Annotated in this window: 20 protein-coding genes and 1 tRNA gene; 16 read left to right on the top strand and 5 right to left on the bottom strand. The window is 62.8% G+C overall.

The features are described from left to right. Nucleotides 1-42 precede the first annotated feature (42 nt). The 6 genes from tatB (at nucleotide 43) to NKH54_RS13815 (ending at nucleotide 6,367) form a co-directional block, all read left to right on the top strand. A complete protein-coding gene (gene tatB / locus NKH54_RS13840) occupies nucleotides 43-783 on the top strand; it encodes a Sec-independent protein translocase protein TatB (RefSeq protein WP_023691107.1) in 741 nt (246 codons plus the stop codon). Then, nucleotides 780-1,655 (top strand): twin-arginine translocase subunit TatC, encoded by an 876-nt coding sequence (gene tatC / locus NKH54_RS13835; protein WP_023667686.1) that lies wholly within the window; start codon nucleotides 780-782, stop codon nucleotides 1,653-1,655. Before tatB ends, tatC begins: the two co-directional genes overlap by 4 nt. A gap of 109 nt (nucleotides 1,656-1,764) precedes the next feature. Beyond that, nucleotides 1,765-3,069, top strand: coding sequence for a serine--tRNA ligase (gene serS / locus NKH54_RS13830; RefSeq protein WP_353028389.1), 1,305 nt, complete (start codon nucleotides 1,765-1,767; stop codon nucleotides 3,067-3,069). Next, entirely contained in the window at nucleotides 3,069-3,830 is a 762-nt protein-coding gene (gene surE, locus NKH54_RS13825) for a 5'/3'-nucleotidase SurE (RefSeq protein WP_023710683.1), read from the top strand. The genes serS and surE overlap by 1 nt, the downstream gene beginning before the upstream one ends. Nucleotides 3,831-3,856: 26 nt before the next feature. Further along, nucleotides 3,857-4,510 (top strand): protein-L-isoaspartate(D-aspartate) O-methyltransferase, encoded by a 654-nt coding sequence (locus tag NKH54_RS13820; protein WP_353028388.1) that lies wholly within the window; start codon nucleotides 3,857-3,859, stop codon nucleotides 4,508-4,510. Nucleotides 4,511-4,867: 357 nt separating this feature from the next. After that, entirely contained in the window at nucleotides 4,868-6,367 is a 1,500-nt protein-coding gene (locus NKH54_RS13815) for a peptidoglycan DD-metalloendopeptidase family protein (protein ID WP_023753361.1), read from the top strand. Between the two features lie 100 nt (nucleotides 6,368-6,467). On the opposite strand, the gene NKH54_RS13810 is transcribed toward NKH54_RS13815, so the two are convergent. Further along, complete coding sequence (locus NKH54_RS13810; RefSeq protein ID WP_023688224.1) at nucleotides 6,468-7,343, bottom strand: ATP-binding protein; 876 nt, start codon at nucleotides 7,341-7,343, stop codon at nucleotides 6,468-6,470. A 271-nt stretch (nucleotides 7,344-7,614) separates the two neighbouring features. On the opposite strand from NKH54_RS13810, the gene yajC reads away from it, so the two are divergent. The 5 genes from yajC (at nucleotide 7,615) to NKH54_RS13785 (ending at nucleotide 13,026) form a co-directional block, all read left to right on the top strand. Continuing rightward, complete coding sequence (gene yajC, locus NKH54_RS13805) at nucleotides 7,615-7,962, top strand: preprotein translocase subunit YajC (protein WP_023667680.1); 348 nt, start codon at nucleotides 7,615-7,617, stop codon at nucleotides 7,960-7,962. 53 nt (nucleotides 7,963-8,015) lie between these two features. Continuing rightward, nucleotides 8,016-9,011, top strand: a complete 996-nt coding sequence (locus NKH54_RS13800; protein ID WP_023688225.1) for a SecDF P1 head subdomain-containing protein — start codon at nucleotides 8,016-8,018, stop codon at nucleotides 9,009-9,011. A gap of 217 nt (nucleotides 9,012-9,228) precedes the next feature. Further along, entirely contained in the window at nucleotides 9,229-11,781 is a 2,553-nt protein-coding gene (secDF, locus tag NKH54_RS13795) for a protein translocase subunit SecDF (protein WP_023667677.1), read from the top strand. A gap of 11 nt (nucleotides 11,782-11,792) precedes the next feature. Beyond that, a complete protein-coding gene (locus NKH54_RS13790; protein ID WP_023688226.1) occupies nucleotides 11,793-12,182 on the top strand; it encodes an Mth938-like domain-containing protein in 390 nt (129 codons plus the stop codon). A 25-nt stretch (nucleotides 12,183-12,207) separates the two neighbouring features. Beyond that, the gene (locus tag NKH54_RS13785) at nucleotides 12,208-13,026 is read left to right on the top strand and encodes a phytoene/squalene synthase family protein (protein WP_023751547.1); all 819 of its coding nucleotides are present in this window, start codon (nucleotides 12,208-12,210) and stop codon (nucleotides 13,024-13,026) included. A 36-nt stretch (nucleotides 13,027-13,062) separates the two neighbouring features. Here NKH54_RS13785 and trmFO read toward each other — a convergent pair whose 3' ends face one another. Next, entirely contained in the window at nucleotides 13,063-14,475 is a 1,413-nt protein-coding gene (gene trmFO, locus NKH54_RS13780; protein ID WP_353028387.1) for a methylenetetrahydrofolate--tRNA-(uracil(54)-C(5))-methyltransferase (FADH(2)-oxidizing) TrmFO, read from the bottom strand. Nucleotides 14,476-14,493: 18 nt separating this feature from the next. Here trmFO and NKH54_RS13775 point away from each other — a divergent pair, with 18 nt between their 5' ends. Continuing rightward, a complete protein-coding gene (locus NKH54_RS13775; RefSeq protein WP_156935994.1) occupies nucleotides 14,494-14,820 on the top strand; it encodes a hypothetical protein in 327 nt (108 codons plus the stop codon). Between the two features lie 171 nt (nucleotides 14,821-14,991). Here NKH54_RS13775 and NKH54_RS13770 read toward each other — a convergent pair whose 3' ends face one another. Next, nucleotides 14,992-15,135, bottom strand: coding sequence for a DUF1127 domain-containing protein (locus NKH54_RS13770; protein ID WP_023667673.1), 144 nt, complete (start codon nucleotides 15,133-15,135; stop codon nucleotides 14,992-14,994). A 51-nt stretch (nucleotides 15,136-15,186) separates the two neighbouring features. Beyond that, complete coding sequence (locus tag NKH54_RS13765) at nucleotides 15,187-15,327, bottom strand: DUF1127 domain-containing protein (protein WP_006335194.1); 141 nt, start codon at nucleotides 15,325-15,327, stop codon at nucleotides 15,187-15,189. 235 nt (nucleotides 15,328-15,562) lie between these two features. On the opposite strand from NKH54_RS13765, the gene NKH54_RS13760 reads away from it, so the two are divergent. From NKH54_RS13760 to NKH54_RS13750, 3 genes are all read left to right on the top strand, one after another. Then, nucleotides 15,563-16,675 (top strand): DUF2157 domain-containing protein, encoded by a 1,113-nt coding sequence (locus NKH54_RS13760; RefSeq protein WP_353028386.1) that lies wholly within the window; start codon nucleotides 15,563-15,565, stop codon nucleotides 16,673-16,675. Continuing rightward, nucleotides 16,672-17,253 carry a GDYXXLXY domain-containing protein gene (locus NKH54_RS13755; RefSeq protein ID WP_023733691.1) on the top strand — a complete coding sequence of 194 codons (582 nt, stop codon included), beginning with the start codon at nucleotides 16,672-16,674 and terminating at the stop codon, nucleotides 17,251-17,253. Before NKH54_RS13760 ends, NKH54_RS13755 begins: the two co-directional genes overlap by 4 nt. A 75-nt stretch (nucleotides 17,254-17,328) precedes the next feature. Further along, complete coding sequence (locus NKH54_RS13750) at nucleotides 17,329-18,777, top strand: aromatic amino acid lyase (RefSeq protein ID WP_353028385.1); 1,449 nt, start codon at nucleotides 17,329-17,331, stop codon at nucleotides 18,775-18,777. A gap of 101 nt (nucleotides 18,778-18,878) precedes the next feature. On the opposite strand, the gene NKH54_RS13745 is transcribed toward NKH54_RS13750, so the two are convergent. Beyond that, nucleotides 18,879-18,963 (bottom strand) — tRNA-Leu (locus tag NKH54_RS13745). A 352-nt stretch (nucleotides 18,964-19,315) separates the two neighbouring features. On the opposite strand from NKH54_RS13745, the gene tig reads away from it, so the two are divergent. Continuing rightward, the gene (gene tig, locus NKH54_RS13740; RefSeq protein WP_353028384.1) at nucleotides 19,316-20,791 is read left to right on the top strand and encodes a trigger factor; all 1,476 of its coding nucleotides are present in this window, start codon (nucleotides 19,316-19,318) and stop codon (nucleotides 20,789-20,791) included. Nucleotides 20,792-20,876 lie beyond the last annotated feature (85 nt).

Below are 20,876 nucleotides of genomic sequence, written 5' to 3'. Positions count from 1 at the left end.
TTCGCACTTTTGGGAGACAAGCACTAGTCGGAACTGATTGCCATGTTTGAAGTCGGCTGGACCGAAATGCTGGTGATCGCGATCGTCATGATCGTGGTCGTCGGACCCAAGGATTTGCCCAATATGCTGCGCACCTTCGGCCGCACGACGGCGAAGCTGCGTGCCATGGCCTCCGACTTCCAGAAGCAGTTCAACGAGGCGTTGAAGGAAGCCGAGCTCGACGACGTCAAGAAGTCTGTCGATACGCTGCGCGGCCTCAATCCGGCGGCCGAAATCCGCAAGCAGCTCAATCCGTTCGAACAGGCGGCAGCCGAGGTTCGCTCCGGCGTCGATGCGGTGATGAAGCCGAAGCCCGCCGTCGACCCCTCAACGCCCGCGGCAGAAACACCACAGCCGGCCGAGCCGCTCAAGAACGGCGCGACGGTGATGCCGGGTGTCAACGGACCGGAAACAGCGCCGGCGGCGCCGATCCTTCCGGCGATGACCGATCAGGCGGTGGTGACACCGGCTGCAGCAACAGCAGCGCCACGAAACGCGCGCGCCAAGGGGGCCGCGATATCAAAGGCCCCGGCAACCAAAACAGCGGCAGCCAAGGCAGCACCGGCAAAGCCGGCGCCTGCGGCGAAGGTTGCGGCCAAGCCGTCAGCGGCGCCCGCCAAGGCTGCACCTGGAAAAGCCGCCACCAAGCCCGCTGCTGCACCGAAGGCAGTCGCAAAGGCTGAGCCGAAGCCTGCGCCGGCCACGAAGCCCGCGTCCAAGAAGACGGCGGGGGCCGCCAAGTGAGCATTACGGACAGCGAAAAGGACGAGATCGAGAAGTCGTCGGCTCCGCTGATGGAGCATCTGATCGAACTGCGCCGGCGGCTGATCTGGTCGATCGGCGGTTTCTTCGTCGCCTTCCTCGTCTGCTTCTTCTTTGCCAAGAAGCTGTTCAATCTTTTGGTCGTTCCGTTCAAGTGGGCCACGCAGTGGGCCGGGCTCGATCCGCACAAGGTCGAGCTGATCTATACGGCGCCGCAGGAATTCTTCTTCACCCAGGTCAAGCTCGCCATGTTCGGCGGCATGGTCATCGCCTTTCCGCTGATCGCCACGCAGATCTACAAATTCATCGCGCCAGGCCTCTACAAGAACGAACGCAACGCGTTCCTGCCGTTCCTTATCGCATCGCCGATCCTGTTCCTGATGGGAGCGTCGCTGGTCTATTTCTTCTTCACGCCGATGGTGATGTGGTTCTTCCTCGCCATGCAGCAGGCCGGCACCGACGACCAGGTGCAGATTTCGCTGCTGCCGAAAGTGTCGGAATATCTCAGCCTGATCATGACGCTGATCTTCTCCTTCGGCCTGGTGTTCCAGCTGCCGGTGGTGACCAGCCTGATGACGCGCGTCGGCATGCTGTCGTCGAAGGCGCTGGCCGAGAAGCGCAAATGGGCGATCGTCATCGCCTTCGTCGTCGCGGCGGTGCTGACGCCGCCTGATCCGATGAGCCAGATCGGTTTGGCCATCCCGACCATCCTGCTCTACGAGGTGTCGATCTGGGCGGCCCGGCTGATCGAGCGCGATCAGGTCAAGCAGAAGCTGGCGCGCGAGAAGCAGGAAGCCGCCGAAGCCGTGGCCGAAAAGGCGGCGGACGCGTCCTCAAAGCAGGCTCGTTCATAGGCTGTCGCGTTCGGGTATCCGCGTTAGCGGAAAAACGCGACAGCCGCCATCTTGCATCGATGAAGGATGCGGTTTACCCCCTCAGCCTTATTCTGAGGACGAACCAACCATGCTTGATATCAAATGGATTCGCGACAACCCGAAGGCCCTTGTCGAGGCGCTGGCCAAGCGCTCGTGGTCGGCTGACGAGGCGCAGTCCACGGTCGATGAGCTGATCAAGAAGGACGAAGCGCGGCGCGAGCACGTCACCGAGCTGCAGACCAAGCAGGAACGCCGCAACGCCGCCTCGAAGGAGATCGGCAACGCCATGCGTTCGGGCGACACGGCACTTGCCGAAAAGCTCAAGGCCGAAGTCGGCGATATCAAGACCTTCATCCAGAATGGCGAGGCGCGCGAGCGCGAACTCGACAAGACGCTGAACGACGCGCTGGCGGTGCTGCCCAACGTGCCGCTCGACGATGTCCCGGTCGGCAAGGACGAGCACGACAATGTCGTCAAACACATCGTCAGCAAGGTTCCGACGCGCCCGAACTGGGTGAAGGAGCATTTCGAGATCGGCGAAGCGCTCGGCATGATGGATTTCGAGCGGGCGGCAAAGCTGTCGGGCTCGCGCTTCACGGTGCTGAAGGGCGGACTGGCGCGGATGGAACGCGCCATCGGCCAGTTCATGCTCGATTTGCACACGACCGAGCACGGCTATGAGGAGGTCATCCCGCCGCTGATGGTGCGCGACGAAGTGCTTTTCGGCACCAACCAGCTGCCGAAATTCGAGGACGACCTGTTCTTCGTTCAGCATGGCGATGGCCGGCTCGGGCTGATTCCCACCGCCGAGGTCCCGCTCACCAACCTCGTCCGCGAGGAGATCACGGCGCACGAAAAGCTGCCGCTGCGCTACACCGCGCTGACGCCGTGCTTCCGCTCGGAAGCCGGTTCGGCCGGACGCGACACACGCGGCATGCTGCGCCAGCACCAGTTCTACAAGGTCGAGCTGGTCTCGATCACCGACCAGGAAAGCTCGATCGCCGAGCATGAGCGGATGACGCAGTGCGCCGAGGAAGTGCTGAAGCGGCTGGAACTGCCGTTCCGCACCATGGTTCTGTGTACCGGCGACATGGGGTTTGGCGCGCGCAAGACATATGACATCGAAGTCTGGTTGCCGGGACAGAACGCCTATCGCGAGATCTCGTCCTGCTCGGTCTGCGGCGACTTCCAGGCCCGGCGCATGGATGCCCGCTACAAGGACAAGGACGGCAAGGGCAACCGCTTCGTGCATACGCTGAACGGCTCGGGCACCGCCGTCGGCCGTGCGCTGATTGCCGTCATCGAAAACTACCAGAATGAGGATGGCAGCGTAACGATTCCTGAAGTGCTGCGGCCTTATATGGGCGGTCTGGCAAAGATCGAATCGAAATAATGCGCATTCTCCTGACCAATGATGACGGCATCCATGCCGAGGGCCTGGCGTCGCTCGAACGCATCGCCCGCACGCTGTCGGACGATGTCTGGGTGGTGGCGCCGGAGCAGGACCAGTCGGGCTATGCGCATTCGCTGTCGATCTCGGAGCCGCTTCGGCTGCGCAAGATCGGCGAGAAACACTACGCCGTGCGCGGCACACCGACCGACTGCGTCATTATGGGCGTCAAGAAGATCCTGCCTGGCGCGCCGGACCTGATCCTGTCCGGGGTCAATTCAGGCGCCAACATCGCCGACGACGTCACCTATTCCGGTACCGTCGCCGGCGCCATGGAAGGCGCGCTGCTCGGCATCCGCTCGATCGCACTTAGCCAGGGTTATTCCTATGTCGGCGAGGACCGCGTCGTTCCCTACGAGACCACCGAAGCGCTGGCGCCGGCGCTGCTGAAAAAGCTCGTCGCCATGCCGCTGCCGGACGGTGTGCTGCTCAACGTCAACTTTCCCAACTGTCTGCCTGACGAGGTCGCCGGCACCGTCGTGACGTCGCAAGGCAAGCTGGTGCACAGCCTGTGGGTCGACGAGCGCCGCGACGGGCGCGGCCTGCCTTATTACTGGCTGCGCTTCGGCCGCGAGCCGGTCGAGGGCAAGCAGGGCACCGATCTCCATGCTCTGCGCAACCGGCTCGTGTCTGTGACGCCGCTGCAGCTTGACCTCACCGCGCATGAAATCCGTGACCAACTGACCAAGGCGCTGTCTGAATAAGGTGTTCGCATGAAGAAGGTTCTGGCATGAACTTGCCGCTCGACGATCGCGAGGGTTTTGCCGCTTTCCTGCTGCGCCTGCGCGGCCAAGGCGCGGTGCCGAAGGCGCTGATCGCAGCCTTCGAGGCGACGCCGCGGCGCTGCTTCCTCAACGGCCAGTTCCATTCCATCGCCTGGTCGGACGGCATGCTGCCGATCGAATGCGGCGAGGCGATCGAGGGCGCCGATCTGCAGGCGGCGGTGATTGCGGCCCTGGCAATAGAGCCCGGCAACCGGGTGCTGGAGATCGGCACCGGCTCGGGCTACACGGCAGCGGTGATGTCGCGGCTCGCGGCGCGCATCGTCAGCGTCGACCGCTACAAAACGCTGGCCGAGCAGGCCAGGCAACGCTTCGAGGCGCTCGGCATCGGCAATGTCATCGTGCGCCAGGCCGACGGTTCCAACGGGCTTGCCAATGAAGCGCCATTCGACCGCATCGTAGCCTGGGCGGCTTTCGACAGCCTGCCGCGCTTCCTGCTCGACCAATTGTCGAGCGGCGGCATCGTCATTGCCCCGATCGGGCCGGAGGAGGGCGAGCAGGTGCTGGCCAAGCTGACCAAGGTCGGCAGCCGCTTCGAGCGCGAGGATATCGGCACCGTGCGCCTGCAGCCGATCCTGCGCAGCGTCGCGGCGGTTATCTGAATTCTGCCTGTCACGCGCTTCGAAGGTAAGCCGAAGCCGATCGTTTCGTCATCCACGGGCGAAGCAAGGAGCGTAGCGACGCAGCGCAGACCCGAGGATCCATGCCGCGCCATCAAGGCGTTGCTACGGCGCAGAATTCTGCTCTGCTGCATTCTTCGGCCAATGTCACGGAATGGATCCCAGGGTCTCCGCGACGGCGCTTCGCGCCTGCTTCGCCCAGGGATGACGACGTTGGTGAAGGCGCCTTACAAAATGTTTTAAGAAAATTTGCGTCTGATTCTATGGGATTAACCCGCCAGTAACATTAACGCGCTTTAATCATGACCAGTGTGTACCGGGTCTGTGCGGGTTAGTGCGATGCAATTCAGTGTTTTGAAGGCAAACGGGCGTACTCTGTCGCGGGGCTGCGCTGTCCTCATGCTAGCCGGAGTGGCGGCGGGGTGTAGCTCCCAAGTCTCGCGGTTCAACGGTGTCGACGACGTCTTCACCTCCTCGACCAACAATCAGCGCGCCATCATCGACAAGCAGAGCACCGCTCAGCCCTATCCGGGCGATGTGGCGGCCGAGCCGATCGCTGCGGCACCTGTCGATGGCAGCCATAACCAGTCGGTCAGCCGCTCCAGCCTGGAGCCGGTCACCGTCCAGCAGCTGCCGCCGCCGAGCGCGCCCAAAGCTGCTCCGATGCGTACCGCTTCCGCGCCGGCGCTTGCACCGGCACCGCATGTCGACAGAACGACTACCGGCACCGTCCAGCCGGCGAGGCCGTTCAAGAATGCCGGTGACTCCGATCCGAAACCAGTTGCGGCTGGTACGCCGCATGCGACCGAGATCGTGGTCAGCGACGGCGAGACCATTTCCGGCATCGCTCATCGCTATCATGTGCCCGCCGACGTGATCATGAAGGTCAACGGCTTGAGCGCCACCAAGGGGCTGAAGACCGGTCAGAAACTGGTCATCCCGGCCTATGCCTATTCAAGCAAGGGGGCAGAGCCGAAACTTGCCGACGGCAAGCCGGCAAACAGCCCCAAGGCGCCAGCGCCGGAAAAGGTCGCCGTGCTGCCGCAGCAGCCGAAACTCAAGGACGGCAAGTCCGCCGCGCAGGTTGACGCTTCGGCAGCGAACAAGCCGAAGACCGACAAGCCGGCGCAGACGGCCTCGGCCGCGCCAAAGGCCGGCGCGGGCACCTACACGGTCCAGTCGGGCGACACCATGTCCTCCATCGCCAGGAAGACCGGCGTTGGCGTCGTGGCGCTGAAGCAGGCGAACGGCATGCAGGACGGCCTGCTCAAGATCGGCCAGACGCTGAAGGTTCCGGCAGGTGGCACCGCAACGGTCGCCAGCGCCAAGCCGGCCAAAGTTGATCCGGTGACGACCGCGACCACCCAACCGGCGGCAAAGCCGACGGAGACACTCGCCACCTACACGCCGCCGAAGAAGGACGCCAAGGTTATCCAGCAGGCCGAGGACGACGATGCTGTTGCGCCCGATGCCACCGGCATCGGCAAGATGCGTTGGCCGGTGCGTGGCCGCGTCATCTCCAATTTTGGTGGCGGCAAGGATGGTGTCGACATCGCCGTGCCTGAGGGGACGCCGGTCAAGGCGGCCGAAAACGGCGTGGTCATCTATGCCGGCGACGGCCTCAAGGAATTCGGCAATACGGTGCTGGTGCGCCACGAAAACGGGCTGGTCACCGTCTATGGTCACGCCAGGTCGATCGAGGTGCAGCGCGGCCAGAAGGTCAAGCGCGGCCAGGAAATCGCGCTGTCGGGCATGAGCGGGACCACCGACTCGCCGAAACTGCACTTCGAAGTGCGCAAGAACTCGGCCCCGGTCGACCCCTCTGGCTATCTCGAATAGAACAATAAACGTTTTGCAGGCCGTCTGACCTCCAGTCCGGCCCGCCGGCTCAGCCCGCTCCGCAAGGGGCGGGCTTTTTCAGTGACCTGACGGAAATCAATCAGTCGTTCAGCGGCTTGCCGAGCCGGCCGGCCAGATCCTGGGTGAACTGCCAGGCGACGCGGCCCGAGCGGCTGCCGCGCGTCGTTGCCCATTCCAGCGCCTCGGCGCGCAGCTGCTCCGGGTCGATAGTGAGCCCGTGATGGCTGGCATAGCTGTTGACCATGTCGAGATATTCGTCCTGCGAACATTTGTGGAAGCCGAGCCACAGGCCGAAACGGTCGGACAGCGAAACCTTTTCCTCGACCGCCTCGGACGGGTTGATGGCGGTCGAGCGCTCATTGTCGATCATGTCGCGCGGCAACAGGTGCCGGCGGTTCGACGTGGCGTAGAAGATGACATTGGCCGGGCGGCCCTCGACGCCGCCTTCAAGGGCTGCCTTCAGCGACTTGTAGGAGGTGTCGTCATGGTCGAAGGAGAGGTCGTCGCAAAACAGGATGAAGCGAAACGGCGCCGCCTTCAGCAGGCCCATCAGCCTGGGCAGCGTGTCGATATCCTCGCGATGGATCTCGATCAGCTTGAGCGGCAGGTCGGATTTGGCCTGGGCGTTGATCTGCGCATGCACGGCCTTGACCAGCGAGGATTTGCCCATGCCGCGCGCACCCCACAACAACACATTGTTGGCGGCATGGCCGGCGGCGAAGCGTTCCGTGTTTTCGACCAGAATGTCGCGCACGCGGTCGACGCCGCGGATCAGGCCGATGTCGACGCGGTTGACCTTGCGCACCGGCTCGAGATAGCCGGGGTCGGCCTGCCAGACGAAGCAATCGGCAACCGCAAGATCGGTTTGCGGCACCGGCGGCGGGGCGAGGCGGGTGACCGCCTCGATCAGGCGGTCGAGCTTTTGGTTCAGGGCCTCGATGGTGCTGTCGGTCATGTCTCGTCTTTTATGTTTCCGCACGAACGTGCGTAGGGGCCGAAATCGTCTTGATCCGGGCGAGATAGAAACTGGTTCCAAGCTTTTGTTTGGGCATGATCTTTTGCGAAAACCACGCCCGTATTCCGGGAGCATGCTCTAACACGGGTCAACCGGCCGGAAAAGCAGCTGAAAGCCCGGCCGCGCAGTTGCATTGGTAACTTTACCCACTATATTCCGGCCAAATTTGGCGAGGCCGCCCTACGGCCTTCTTCGTAACCAGGAGTTCTTGATGTTCGTCACACCGGCATACGCCCAAGCTACCGGAACTCCGCTTGGTCCGTTCGGGGATATCGGCATGATACTCCCGTTCGTTCTGATCTTCGTGATCATGTATTTCCTCATCATCCGGCCGCAGCGCGCCCAGTTGAAGAAGCGCCAGGAGATGATCTCGGCCGTGCGCCGTGGCGACACGGTCATCACCGGCGGCGGCTTCGTCGGCAAGGTGACCAAGGTGATCGACGACAATGAGCTTGAGATCGACCTTGGCGGCGGCACCAAGGTGACGGCGCTGCGCTCGACGATCGCCGATGTTCGGGTCAAGGGCGAGCCGGTGGCCAACCAGAACGCCAAGAAGTAAGCCAGTTTCCCAAGCGGAGCGATCCGCGGGCAGAGCTCTGACAAAGACGGCGTATGGTCCATTTTTCGCGCCTGAAAATGATCCTGATCTGGCTTGCTATGGCCACAATGCTCGTCGACGCGCCCAGTCTTCACGCTGCCGGCGCGGACGTGCTGCTTCGATTGGACGCGACCGATGTGATCGATCGCCGGTTGGAGGCGACGCGTGACGAAATCAGGACGCTGCTGCGCGATGCAAGGATCGGCTATACTGGTCTTGCTAAGTCGGGTCGGGCCGTTCAGGTGCATATCACCGACGCCGCTCAGGTCGGCGCGGCCAAGATGGCATTGGAGGCGGTGACTGATCCTGTCCTTGGCAGCGCTGGTCCGGTCCAGGAAGTGATCCTGGATGATACCGGAGCAGCGTTGCTCAAGTTCACGGTAACAGACACAGGTATCAAGTATCGGATGTCGATCGCGCTTGCGCAGTCGATCGTGGTCATTAAGAATCGCCTGCGTGATCTTGGTGTAGCCGACCCAGTAGTGCGGCCAGAGGGCGAAGACGGTATGCTGGTCCGGACCTCGGGCGTTGCGGATTTGCAAAGGCTGAGGAGAATTCTCACCCGAACCGGAATGCTGACTTTTCAGTGGGTTGATGAGTCGATGCCGGTCGCTGATGCGATCAATGGCCGGACGCCCGCTGGCTCGGTGGTGGTTTATTCGAAGGACGATCCACCGGTTCCCTATCTGGTTGAGAGCCGAACGATCGTTTCCAGTGACGACATTGTCAATGCTCAGGCGACTCCCAACTCCGTCACAAATGAGCCGGCGGTTTCGTTCACCTTCGATTCCAGGGCAACGGCACGCGTTGCGCAGGCGACCTCGCAGAATGTCGGCAAGCTATTTGCGATGATCCTCGACAACCAAGTGCTTTCGGTGCCAGTCGTCCGCGAGCCAATTCTTAACGGCCGCGGCCAGATATCGGGCAACCTTACAAAGGAGAACGCCGATGATCTGGCCTTGCTTTTGCGTTCCGGACCGATGCCTGCACAATTGAAAATAGTCGAGTAGCGCACGATAGCGCCCGGCGGTGATCAGAATTAGAATGGAACCGACAGAGGCGATTGACGCCGAAACCGCTGCCGGCGGCAGCGCCAAATTGACCTCAGCGCGCTCGACAATCGGCGAAGTGCGGGTTAAGGGCGAGCCGGTGGCAAATAAGAACGCCAAGAAATAACCGAATTGTCGGCGGAACGATCCGCCAGTACGCCCTGACGGACAACGCCATATGCTGTATTTTTCGCGCCTGAAGATGATCCTGATCTGGATCGCCGTGGCCGTCACATTCATCCTTGCCGCGCCAAATCTCTTCCCGGCCAGCACATTGGCGCAATTGCCCAACTGGGTGCCGAAGCGGCAGATGACGCTTGGTCTCGATCTGCAGGGCGGTTCGCACATCCTCTTGCAGATGGACCAGAACGACCTGGTCAAGGCGCAGCTGGAAACGACGCGCGACGAGATCCGCACGCTGCTGCGCGATGCCAAGGTGGGCTATACCGGCCTTGGCGGCACCGGCAGGACCGTACAAGTGCGCATCACCGATCCAACCCAGATCGATGCCGCCAAGGCGGCGCTTAAGCCGCTGACCGATCCGGTCGCCGCCGGCCTGTTCACCGGTGGCTCCATCCAGGAGATGTCCCTGGATGATTCCGAAGCCGGGCTGCTCAAATTCACCGTCACCGACGCCGGCATCAAATACCGCACCTCGGCCGCATTGGCGCAGTCGATCGAAGTCGTCGAGCGTCGCGTCAACGAACTCGGCACCACCGAGCCGATCGTGCAGCGGCAGGGCGACGACCGTGTACTCGTCCAGGTGCCGGGCCTGCAGGATCCGCAAAGGCTGAAGGAGATCATCGGCCAGACCGCCAAGATGACCTTCCAGATGGTCGATACCTCGATGTCGGTGCAGGATGCGCTGAACGGCCGCCCGCCGGCAGGCTCCTCGGTGCTTTATTCGCAGGACGATCCGCCGGTTCCGTATCTGGTGGAAAATCGCGTCATCGTGTCCGGTGAAGATCTTGCCAAGGCGACGGCAACCTATGATTCCCGAAACAACGAGCCGGTGGTTTCGTTCGTCTTCAACTCGCGCGGTGCGACACGATTCGGCCAGGCGACGCAGCAGAATGTCGGCAAGCCGTTCGCCATCATCCTCGACAATCAGGTGATTTCGGCGCCGGTGATCCGCGAACCGATCCTCGGCGGCAGCGGCCAGATCTCAGGCAATTTCACCGCCGAAAGCGCCAACGACCTCGCCGTGCTGCTGCGCGCCGGCGCGCTGCCGGCAAAGCTGACCGTGATCGAAGAACGCACCGTCGGCCCGGGCCTCGGCCAGGATTCGATCCATGCCGGCAAGGTCGCCGGCATCATCGGCTCCATTCTCGTCGTCGCCTTCATGTTCGTCGCCTACGGACTTCTCGGCTTCCTCGCCAACATTGCGCTCGCCGTGCACGTGGCGATGATCGTCGGGGTCTTGTCGCTGCTTGGCGCGACACTGACCTTGCCCGGCATTGCCGGTATCGTGCTGACCATCGGCATGGCGGTCGATTCCAACGTGCTGATCTATGAGCGTATCCGAGAGGAGCGACGGGCCGGCCGTTCGGTCATCCAGTCGATCGACACAGGCTTCACCAAGGCGTTGGCGACCATCGTGGATTCCAACGTGACGTCGCTGATTGCCACGGTCGTGCTGTTCTATCTCGGCACCGGACCGGTCAAGGGCTTCGCCATCACCTATGCCATCGGCATTTTGACCACGGTGTTCACCGCCTTCACCTTCACCCGTCTGCTGGTGTCGATCTGGCTGCGCCGTGCGCGTCCGAAGGAATTGCCGCGTGCGCCGGTGACCTTCGTTCCGGCCGGCACGAAAATCCCGTTCATGGGCATCCGCCGCTGGACGTTCGCACTGTCCAGCCTGCTGTCGATCGCGTCGGTTATCGGATTCCTGACCATCGACATCAACTACGGCATCGACTTCAAGGGCGGCTCGATCATCGAGGTGCAGTCCAAGCAAGGCGACGCCGATATTGGCGATATCAGAAGCCGGCTGTCGGAGCTCAATATCGGTGAAGTGCAGGTCCAGCAATTCGGCGCGCCGAATGACGTGCTGATCCGCGTTGGCACCCAGGATGGCGGTGAGAACGCCGAGCAGACCGTCATCGACAAGGTGCGCGGCGAGCTCCAGGACAATTACGATTTTCGCCGCGTCGAGGTGGTGGGCCCGACGGTTTCGGGCGAGCTGGCCAAGCAAGGCACGATCGCCATGATCATCGCGCTGATCGGCATCCTGGTCTATGTCTGGTTCCGCTTCGAATGGCAGTTCGCGGTCGGCGCGATCGTGGCGACGGTGCACGATGTGGTGATGACGCTGGGCTTCTTCGTCATCACCGGGCTCGAATTCAACCAGTCTTCGCTGGCTGCGATCCTGACCATTATCGGCTATTCGCTCAATGACACGATCGTCGTCTATGACCGTGTTCGAGAAGATTTGCGAAAATACAAACGAATGCCGCTCCCGCAATTGTTGAACAACGCCATCAACGAGACGCTTTCGAGAACGACGCTGACTTCGGTGACGACCATCCTGGCGCTGCTGGCGCTCGTGTTGTTCGGCGGCGAGGTGATCCGCTCGTTCACCATGGCGATGCTGTTCGGCGTCGTCTTCGGCACCTATTCGTCGATCTTCATCGCAGCGCCCTTGCTGATCCTGTTCAGGCTCAGGCCGCAGGGAGCGAGCGCCGATGAGGAGAAGCCGGTTGGTGGCGGCAAGGCCATGGCGACCTGACGGCCGCGCTGGTGGCAAAAGGCATCGTCATTCGCGAGGCGCATTTCCCCGGACGGGCGCCGATCGAAGCCTACGGCAATGGCGGCTTCCGCTTCGCCGACATGTCGCATCGCGGCTCGCTTCTTTGCCTGCCCTCCGGCATCCATGGCTGGGAGCCGGCCGATCCGCTGGCCCTGACGGCGGCGGATTTCGACCTGCTGCTGGCTGAGGCCGGCAAGGTCGAGATCCTGCTGGTCGGCACAGGCAAGGATTTGCGGCCCTTGCCGACAGCACTTCGGGCGGCGCTGAAAGCGGCTGGCATTGGCTCCGACCCGATGTCGACGGGGGCAGCGGTGCGGACCTACAATGTTCTGCTTGCCGAAGACCGCGCCGTGGCCGCGGCGCTGATCGCCGTCGACTGACGTGACCGATACAGCTGACATCGTCATGGAGACGGTGCGCGCCGGCGACCATGACCGCTATGTCAGCGCACTCTATGCACCGGCCAACAAGCGCGCGGCGCTGTTTTCGCTTTACGCCTTCAATGCCGAGATTGCGTCTGTCCGAGACCGCATCCACGAGGCATTGCCGGGCGAAGTGAGGCTGCAATGGTGGCGCGATGTCATCGCTGCTGAAGCCGCAGCCACAGGCAACCCGCTCGCCGATGCGCTGAAGGCGACGATTTCTGCCCATGGCCTGCCCAAAACTGCCTTCGACAACATGCTCGAGGCCCGCATCTTCGACCTCTATGACGATCCGATGCCGTCGCGCACCGATCTCGAGGGATATTGCGGCGAGACGGCGGCCGCGCTGATCCAGCTGGCGGCGATGGTGCTCGATCCCAATCAGGCGCCGCGCTTTGCCGAACTGGCGGGCAGGGCCGGCTGCGCCCAGGCGATGACCGGCCTGTTGCTGCTGTTGCCGCTGCATCGCCGACGCGGGCAATGCTTCGTGCCGGCGGATATCCTTGCAGCGGCCGGCTCGTCGCCGGAGGAGTTCGTCAGCGGCGACGGCGGCCCCGGCGCTCAGCGCGCGGTGGCTGCGATGATTGCATTGGCGCAGGAGCATCTCCGCGCTTTCGAGCAAGGGGCGTCCGCACTTCCGGAAACGCTGCGTCCGGCGTTCCTGCCGCTGGCGCTGACCAGCGCCTATCTCGGCAAGATGGCCAATGGCCGCTCGCCGCTTGGTGGCGCAGCCCGGCTTTCGGCTCTGCGCCGGCATTGGCTGTTGCTCAGGCGCGCAACGCGGGGTTGGCCAGCGAGTTAACGTAAACGTCAATCGCGTTAGGACTCTGAGACTTGGCTATTCAGCAGCTTCCGATGTTTGCGCCGGCAGCCCTAGCCACTCCCGACAATCTGCCCGCGCGCGTGAGGTGATCGCGTGGCGCTTGGCCACCGTCTTGTCCTTGCCGCGCAGGCGTTTGCCTTCGGTCTTCGGTGCTTCCACCGGCGGGAACAGGCCGAAATTGACGTTCATCGGCTGGAACGAGCGTTTGCCCGGCTCGTCGTCGGAAACGATGTGGCCGCCGGTGATGTGGTTGAGCAAGGCGCCGAAGGCGGTGGTGAGCGGTGGCAGCGATGGCGCGTGGCCGAGCCGCTCGGCGGCGGCGAAGCGGCCGGCGAGCAGGCCGATCGCCGCGCTCTCGACATAGCCCTCGCAGCCGGTGATCTGGCCGGCAAAGCGCAGGCCCGGCCGCGACTTCAGCTGCAGCGAGGCGTCGAGCAAGGTCGGCGAATTGATGTAGGTGTTGCGGTGCAGGCCGCCGAGACGGGCGAACTCGGCGTTTTCCAGGCCCGGAATGGTGCGGAAGACGCGCACCTGCTCGGCATGCTTCAGCTTGGTCTGGAAACCGACCATGTTGTAGAGCGTGCCCAGCGCATTGTCCTGGCGCAGCTGCACCACGGCATAGGCTTTTACCGTCGGATTGTGGGCATTGGTCAGCCCCATCGGCTTCATCGGCCCGTAGCGCAGCGTCTCGACGCCGCGCTCGGCCATGATTTCGATCGGCAGGCAGCCGTCGAAATAGGGCGTGCCTTCCCACTGCTTGAATTCGGTCTTCTGGCCGTCGACCAGCGCCTGTACGAAGGCGAGATACTGGTCCTTGTCCATCGGGCAATTGATGTAGTCCTTGCCGGTGCCGCCGGGCCCAACCTTGTCGTAGCGCGACTGGAACCAGCAGGTGTCCATGTCGATCGTGTCGAAATGGATGATCGGGGCAATCGCGTCGAAGAAGGCCAGCGCATCGGCGCCGGTTGCCTCGGCGATCGACTGGGCGAGCGACGGCGCGGTCAGCGGTCCCGTGGCGATGATCGCCTGGTCCCACTCCGCCAGCGGCAGGCCCGGCACTTCCTCGCGCTCGATGGTGATCAGCGGGTGCGCTTCAAGCTTTTTCGTCACCGCGTCGGAGAAACCGTCGCGATCCACGGCCAGCGCGCCGCCTGCCGGCACCTGGTTGGCGTCGCCGGCACTCATGATCAGCGAGCCGGCCAGCCGCATTTCGGCATGCAGCAGGCCGACGGCGTTGTTCTCGGCATCGTCGGAGCGGAAGGAATTGGAACAGACAAGTTCGGCCAGCCCATCGGTCTTGTGCGCATCGGTGCCGCGCACCGGGCGCATCTCATGCAAAATGACGGGAACACCGGCTTGTGCTGCCTGCCAGGCGGCTTCGGAGCCGGCGAGGCCGCCGCCGACGATGTGGATAGGATTTTTGCTCATGAGCGCCGGAATAATCGCTTGGCGCGCCGTTTGCAATTGGCCGGTGCGAGCGTGGGTCATTGTCGTGCAACGACGGAGCTCGAGTTTCTTATGTCCGCGGCGACGCTTGGATGGCGGCGCAAAGCGCCTCGATCGACCGCAAGCACAGCCGCAAACCTGCCCCAAAAACAACAACACCCGCCGCGGGAGGAGGTGCGGCGGGTGTCGTTTTTGGGGCCGATCCTCGGGAGGAGGTGGGGATCGGCCGTATTCGCCATCGCCGGGGAGGAGGTCGGCTTTGACGAAATTCTTTTCGCCGGATCGAGGGAGGCGAAATCCCTGGAAGAGGAACTGCGTTCACTTTGAAGACGAACTAGCGTTCGCTTCGGAAAGACGAACTGCGTTCGCTTTGGAAACAGCGCCCGCCGCGGGAGGAGGTGCGGCGGGCGCCGTTTTGGTGGTCAACCCTCGGGAGGAGGTGAAGGCTGACCGTATCCGTCAGGGTCGGGGAGGAGGTCGACCCTGGCGAAATTCTGGCTAGATCGTCGCCCTGCGGGCGATGATCTTGATCTCGTCACGGACGATGCCGAGATCATGGAGCTGACGGTTCGAAAGGCGACCCAGCTCGGTAACGGTGTCGCGGTAAACGCGCCAGTTACGATAGTTGCGGATCAGGTTCATTGTCGTTCTCTTTTTCAAAACTGGTTCGGACCATTTGCGATCCGAAGAGGATTAGACCGCCTTGCGGGCGACGTAGTGGATGTCGCTGCGGCTGATGCCGAGGTCGGTCAGTTCACGGTTCGAAAGGCGGCTCAGCTCGGAGACGGTGTCCCGGTAGCGGCGCCAGTTGCGGTAGTTGCGGATCAGGTTCATGGTAGTGCTCGTTTCGTCTTTCTTCGGATCATTCCGTTTGTGTACGAACAGTAAATAGGCTGGGTAATATCGATTTAAAAGTGCTGTTGGCGCATGGCAGCAATGCAAATTGTGCAATGCAACATTAACGCGCGTTCACGGCTTCGTCATGAAGAGACCCGAATCGGAAAATGACGTTGCGTCAACGATTTGAGCGGATCGGCTGTCAGAAAGACCAAGCTGGGGGAGAAGCGACATGGCGAGCTATTCGTCACGGGCGAGGGCCGATATCGGGCGGTGGCTGCAGGCCGGCCTGATCGACGCGAAGACGGCCGATGCGCTTAAGTGCGACATCGACGCAAACGAGCGCAAATCGCTGAGCTTCGGCACTATATTGGCCATGATGGCGGCGCTGCTGTTCGGCGCCGCGATCCTGCTCTTCGTCGCCGCCAACTGGGACGCCATCCCGCGGCTGGTGCGGGTCGCGGCACTGTTTGCCGTCATTCTCGCCGGCTATGTCGGCGGCGCGGTGTTTAAGATGCGCGACCATGCGGCGATCGGCGAGGCGCTGTGGATCGTGGCCGCCGCGGCCTTCGGCGGATCGATCGCGCTGATCGGCCAGATGTACCATCTCACGGGCGACGAGGCCTCGGCCATCGTCACCTGGGGCATCGGCACGGCACTTGCCGCGGTGGCGTTGCGCTCGAACCCGCTGACGGTCGCTGCCGTCGGCATATCCATTGCCTGGCTGTTCGTGCGCGCGTTCGACTTTTATGACCGCCCCGTATTTCCGGATTTCTTCGTCGTGATGGCGCCGGTGCTTTTTGTCGTCTCATTCTGGACGCGTAGCCAGCCGGCACGCCACTTGATCATTCTTTCGGTCATTTTCTATATCGCGGTGCGCGGCCTGGACCAGAACACGCTCGCCCTGGCTATTCCTCTGGTCGCGGTGTCGGCGCTGCTGTTTGCGGTTTCCATCTTCGCCGCCGGGCCGGCCGACTGGATCTTGCAGCTCGGCGGGCGGCTGCCTTTGCACGCCTTGACCGGCTTTCTCACCGGGCTGGCGATGATCCAGATCGAACTGGGCGATGATAACGCCTTCAGCAACGGCTTTGCCGTCGCCTCGGTTATCGCGCTGGCCGGGATTGCGGCGGCGATCGTTCTGGGCGGGCGCGAGAGCAGGGGGCTGCGCTGGGTTGCTTATGCCGGCTTTGCCTTCGAACTTGCCATTATCTACGTCGTGACCTTGCAGACGATGCTCGGCACGGCCGGCTTCTTCCTGGCTGCCGCGGTGCTTTTCGGCACCCTGGCTCTCGTCATCATCCGTGTGGAAAAACGCATGAAGGCCCCGGAAGGAGCGGCAGCATGATGTCGGGAAAGAAACTTGTCATCTCGGCGCTGGTCCTGGCGCTCGTCCAGATCGGCTTCCTGAGCTGGATCATCGCCGGCCGCGCGGCGATCCTGCGCAACGGCAAGGAGGTCTTGCTGAAAGTCGAGCCGGTCGATCCGCGCGATCTGCTGCGCGGCGACTATATTATCCTCGGCTATGAAATATCGCGCTTGCCGGTGAAGCTGATCGCCAACATCCCGGCCGGCCAGCTCGTGAGCGAGAACACGCCGATCGTGGTCCGGCTGAAGCCGGGCGCCGACGGCTATTGGCATGCGACCACGGCCTGGTTCGGCAGGGCTCCGACGCCGGCGACCGCCGACGAAGCCGATATTGTCGGCCAGGTCGCGCCGGGCTGGACGCTTGATCCTGAATCCACGATCGCACCGCAATACGGCATCGACCGCTTCTACCTACCTGAGGGCCAGGGCATGGCGATCCAGAACGACATGCGGGTGCGGCCATTCGGCGTGCGCGTCGCGCTCGCCGCCAGTGGCCAGGCGCAGATCAAGGGGCTGATGGACGGCGACAAGACATTGTTTGAGGAACCGCTCTACTAGAAGACATTACCCAGGGCATGGATTTCGGCAACGATCGATCGCTCCGCCCTCATGCAAACCAGACGGGCGAAGACAATGCCGATTACGGTGACGACGCGCGAAGATATCAATCTCCATGCCGTTTTGCGCGTCGCCTGGAGAAACGACACGGTCGAAATCGGCGACAAGGCCTTGCAACGCATTGCCGAATGCCGCGCCTCGTTCCTGAAACTCATTGAGTCCGATCCGCCGCCGGTCATCTACGGCGTCACCACCGCCATGGGCGAGCTGGCAAGCCGCAAGCTCGAACTTGACGAGCGCGACCGCCATGCGCGCATCAAGGCTTTTGCCGCCGCCACATCCTTCGGGGAGCCGTTGCCCGAGCGCGTGGTCAGGGCGATCGTGCTGGCACGGCTGACCAATTTCATCGAAGGCAATGCCGCCACCACGCCGCGCATCGCGCTAGCCGTTGCGGCGATGCTCGACGGTGGACCGATGCCGGTGGTGTCGTCGCAGGGGCAGGGCGGCGCCGGCGAGATCCTGGCGCTCTATCCGCTGTTTGCCGCGCTTACCGCTGGCCTGGAGCTCGAAGTGAAGGAGCGGGGCTCGCTGATCAACGGCTCGCCCTGCGCTGCCGCCCTTGTGGCGGACGCAGCACTTGCCGCACGCCGTCGCGTCGCGATGGCGCACAAGGTGTTTGCGCTGTCGATCGAAGCCTTTCGTGCGCCGCTCGAGCATTATGATGCAGCGCTCGACGGGCTGTGGGGCGACGCGCACGAAGCGGCCGCCTTGCAAGGGTTGCGGCAATACCTGGTTGGCGCCGGCGACGGCCGGCGCAACTATCAGGCGCCGGTCAGCTACCGCATCGTGCCGCGCGTGCTCGGCCATGCGCATCGGGCGCTGGCGGGCGCCGAGCAGGCGGCGACCGTGTCGCTGGCCTCGATCTCGGACAATCCGGTCTATATCCCGCCCGACGATGCGCATCCGCTGGGACGCTGCATCTCCACCGGCGGCTACCACAATGCCATGGCGACACCGGCATTGGACGATCTGGCGGCGATCTGGGCCGATCTCTGCCTGCTTTGCGACCGCCACGCCTCAAAGCTGCTGAACGGCAAGGTGTCGCTGCTGCCCGATCTGTTGATGACCGGGCGGCATTGGGCCGACAGCGATGGCCATGGCAATGTCGGCTATGTCCCGATGGCGATCACCGGCTATCTCGAACAGGCCAAGCTCGCGGCGCAGCGCACCTTCATTCCGGGCACCGCATCGGCCGGCGCCGGCCAGGACGACGTCGCCACCACCGCATTCTTCGCCTGGACCAAGGAAGCGACGGCCGGCCGCTGCCTCGATGCGGCAATGGCGATGCTGGCGATGATCGCCTCGCAGGCCCTGTACGTGACTGAACGCGCCGCGCCGCCGGCATTGCAGGATTTTGTCGCGGATATCAGGAAGATCGTGCCGCCGGTCGACGCCGACCGGGTGCTGGGGCCGGAGCTGGCGAAATTGGCGGAGTGGTTTACCGGTCAAGTGTTTGAAGTGTAGGCCGTCGCCGCCAGTCCTCCTACGCCACGGCTTCGGAGGACACCCTTCGCTTTATCAAGCTCCTGGGTGGCCTGCCACCCGAAGCTCGATAGAGCGAAGGGTGGTGCGGATGAAGGGACTCGAACCCCCACGCCTTTCGGCACTGGAACCTAAATCCAGGGCGTCTACCAGTTCCGCCACATCCGCATTTGTCGGCAATCCCATGTAGCCATCATTCTGTCAATGTCGGGGCGAAAATGTCTGCCGTTGGGGCGGTCATTCGCTGCAACGCGAAGATGGTTGAAAATTGGCCTCGCCTGTGACAAAAGGCGTGTCAAATGTGACGGGACGCGCCGATCCGCTTCTGCAGAATGTGATAAGAAGTAGGAAAAACAAGAACTTATTCACATCTTGGAACGCAGTTTGGAACAATTTGAGCCGTAATTTCGGTCAAATCGCCAGGTTCCGTACCAAAAGCCATTCCCGGCAAGATTGTACCGGCAGGCTGTGAACGGCAAGACGCCGTGGCAGCCTCTTTGGTGAAGATAAAGGTTTTACGATGCAGGTCACCGAAACGCTCAACTCCGGTCTCAAGCGCGAGATCAAGATCACCGTGCCGGCCGGTGATATGGAAGCCAAGCTGATGGCGCGGCTGTCCGACGCCAGGAACAAGGTCCGCATCAACGGCTTCCGTCCCGGCAAGGTGCCTGTGCAGCATTTGCGCAAGGTCTACGGCAAGTCGTTCATGGCCGAAGTGGTCAACGAAATCCTCAACGATTCGACCCGTTCGATCATCACGGGGCGCGGCGAAAAGGCCGCCATGCAGCCTGAAGTGATCATGACGGAAGACGAGAAAGAGGCCGAGAAGATCCTGGCCGGCGGCGCCGACTTCGAATTCCGCCTCAACTACGAGGTCATCCCGGCGATCGAGATCAAGGATTTCTCCGACATCAAGGTGACGCGCCAGGTATTCGAAGTGCCGGACAGCGAGATCGACGAGCAGGTCCAGCGCGTTGCCGAATCGGCGCGAAGCTTCGAGCCGAAGACCGGCAAGGCCGCCGAAGGCGATCGCGTTTCGATCGACTATGTCGGCAAGATCGACGGCGAGGCCTTTTCCGGCGGCGCCGGCACCGACCAGCCGCTGGTTCTGGGGTCCAAGGAATTCATTCCGGGCTTCGAGGACCAACTGATCGGCGCCAAGGCCGGCGACGAGAAGCAGGTCACGGTCACTTTCCCGGAAAACTACCAGGCCGCGCATCTGGCCGGCAAGGAAGCCACCTTCGACGTCACCGTCAAGGAAGTGTCCAAGCCCGGCGCGCTGGAAATCAACGACGAGATGGCCAAGAACCTCGGCCTGGAATCGCTGGAGCGCCTGCGCGACGTGGTGCGCGGCCAGATCGAGAACCAGTTCGGTTCGATGACCCGCCAGAAGGTCAAGCGCCAGCTGCTCGACCAGCTTGACGCGGCCTATTCGTTCGAGGCGCCGTCGAAGCTCGTCGATGCCGAGTTCAACAACATCTGGACCCAGGTCAACCGCGATCTCGAAGCCGCCGGCCGTACCTTCGCCGACGAGGAGACGACGGAAGAAGAGGCACGCGCCGAATATCTGCGGCTTGCCGAGCGCCGCGTGCGTCTCGGCCTGGTTTTGGCCGAGATCGGCGAGAAGGCCGGCGTCACCGTTTCCGACGAGGAACTGCAGCGCGGCCTGTTCGAGCAGGTGCGCCGCTACCCGGCCAACCAGCAGCAGGAAGCCTTCGAGTTCTATCGCAGCAATCCGGAAGCCCTGAACACGCTGCGCGCGCCGATGTTCGAGGAGAAGGTCGTCGACCATCTGCTCAGCCAGATCTCGGTCACCGACGTCAAGGTCAGCAAGGAAGAGCTGATGGCTGACGACGAAGAGGGCGATACCGCCAAGGCCAAGCCGGCGAAGAAGGCCGCTGCCAAAAAGGTTGACAAGGCTGAAAAGGCCGACGACGCGGAAGAGCCGAAGAAGAAGGCAGCCCCGAAGAAGAAGGCCGCCAAGGACGCCGAATAAGCGCCTGACGACAAGATCAGAAAAGGCCGCCCTCGAGGCGGCCTTTTTCGTTGTGGCGGATGTGCCTTGAGCCACCGCAGCCCAC

The organism is Mesorhizobium sp. M1004, assembly GCF_040318795.1.
Classification (GTDB): Bacteria; Pseudomonadota; Alphaproteobacteria; order Rhizobiales; family Rhizobiaceae; genus Mesorhizobium.
Note: the sequence above shows the minus strand (reverse complement) of the source record. Positions and strands in the feature narration are given on the sequence as shown.

Bases quoted from the DNA above. Each gene is read 5' to 3' on its own strand.
- NKH54_RS13770 (WP_023667673.1), bottom strand. From the start codon at position 15,135: ATGAACCTGATCCGCAACTATCGTAACTGGCGCGTTTACCGCGACACC.
- NKH54_RS13760 (WP_353028386.1), top strand. From the start codon at position 15,563: ATGGCGAGCTATTCGTCACGGGCGAGGGCCGATATCGGGCGGTGGCTG.
- yajC (WP_023667680.1), top strand. From the start codon at position 7,615: ATGTTCGTCACACCGGCATACGCCCAAGCTACCGGAACTCCGCTTGGT.
- NKH54_RS13800 (WP_023688225.1), top strand. From the start codon at position 8,016: ATGGTCCATTTTTCGCGCCTGAAAATGATCCTGATCTGGCTTGCTATG.
- tig (WP_353028384.1), top strand. From the start codon at position 19,316: ATGCAGGTCACCGAAACGCTCAACTCCGGTCTCAAGCGCGAGATCAAG.
- NKH54_RS13765 (WP_006335194.1), bottom strand. From the start codon at position 15,327: ATGAACCTGATCCGCAACTACCGCAACTGGCGCCGCTACCGGGACACC.
- NKH54_RS13785 (WP_023751547.1), top strand. From the start codon at position 12,208: ATGGAGACGGTGCGCGCCGGCGACCATGACCGCTATGTCAGCGCACTC.
- NKH54_RS13755 (WP_023733691.1), top strand. From the start codon at position 16,672: ATGATGTCGGGAAAGAAACTTGTCATCTCGGCGCTGGTCCTGGCGCTC.
- trmFO (WP_353028387.1), bottom strand. From the start codon at position 14,475: ATGAGCAAAAATCCTATCCACATCGTCGGCGGCGGCCTCGCCGGCTCC.
- serS (WP_353028389.1), top strand. From the start codon at position 1,765: ATGCTTGATATCAAATGGATTCGCGACAACCCGAAGGCCCTTGTCGAG.
- NKH54_RS13815 (WP_023753361.1), top strand. From the start codon at position 4,868: ATGCAATTCAGTGTTTTGAAGGCAAACGGGCGTACTCTGTCGCGGGGC.
- NKH54_RS13810 (WP_023688224.1), bottom strand. From the start codon at position 7,343: ATGACCGACAGCACCATCGAGGCCCTGAACCAAAAGCTCGACCGCCTG.
- NKH54_RS13820 (WP_353028388.1), top strand. From the start codon at position 3,857: ATGAACTTGCCGCTCGACGATCGCGAGGGTTTTGCCGCTTTCCTGCTG.
- tatB (WP_023691107.1), top strand. From the start codon at position 43: ATGTTTGAAGTCGGCTGGACCGAAATGCTGGTGATCGCGATCGTCATG.
- secDF (WP_023667677.1), top strand. From the start codon at position 9,229: ATGCTGTATTTTTCGCGCCTGAAGATGATCCTGATCTGGATCGCCGTG.
- NKH54_RS13750 (WP_353028385.1), top strand. From the start codon at position 17,329: ATGCCGATTACGGTGACGACGCGCGAAGATATCAATCTCCATGCCGTT.
- surE (WP_023710683.1), top strand. From the start codon at position 3,069: ATGCGCATTCTCCTGACCAATGATGACGGCATCCATGCCGAGGGCCTG.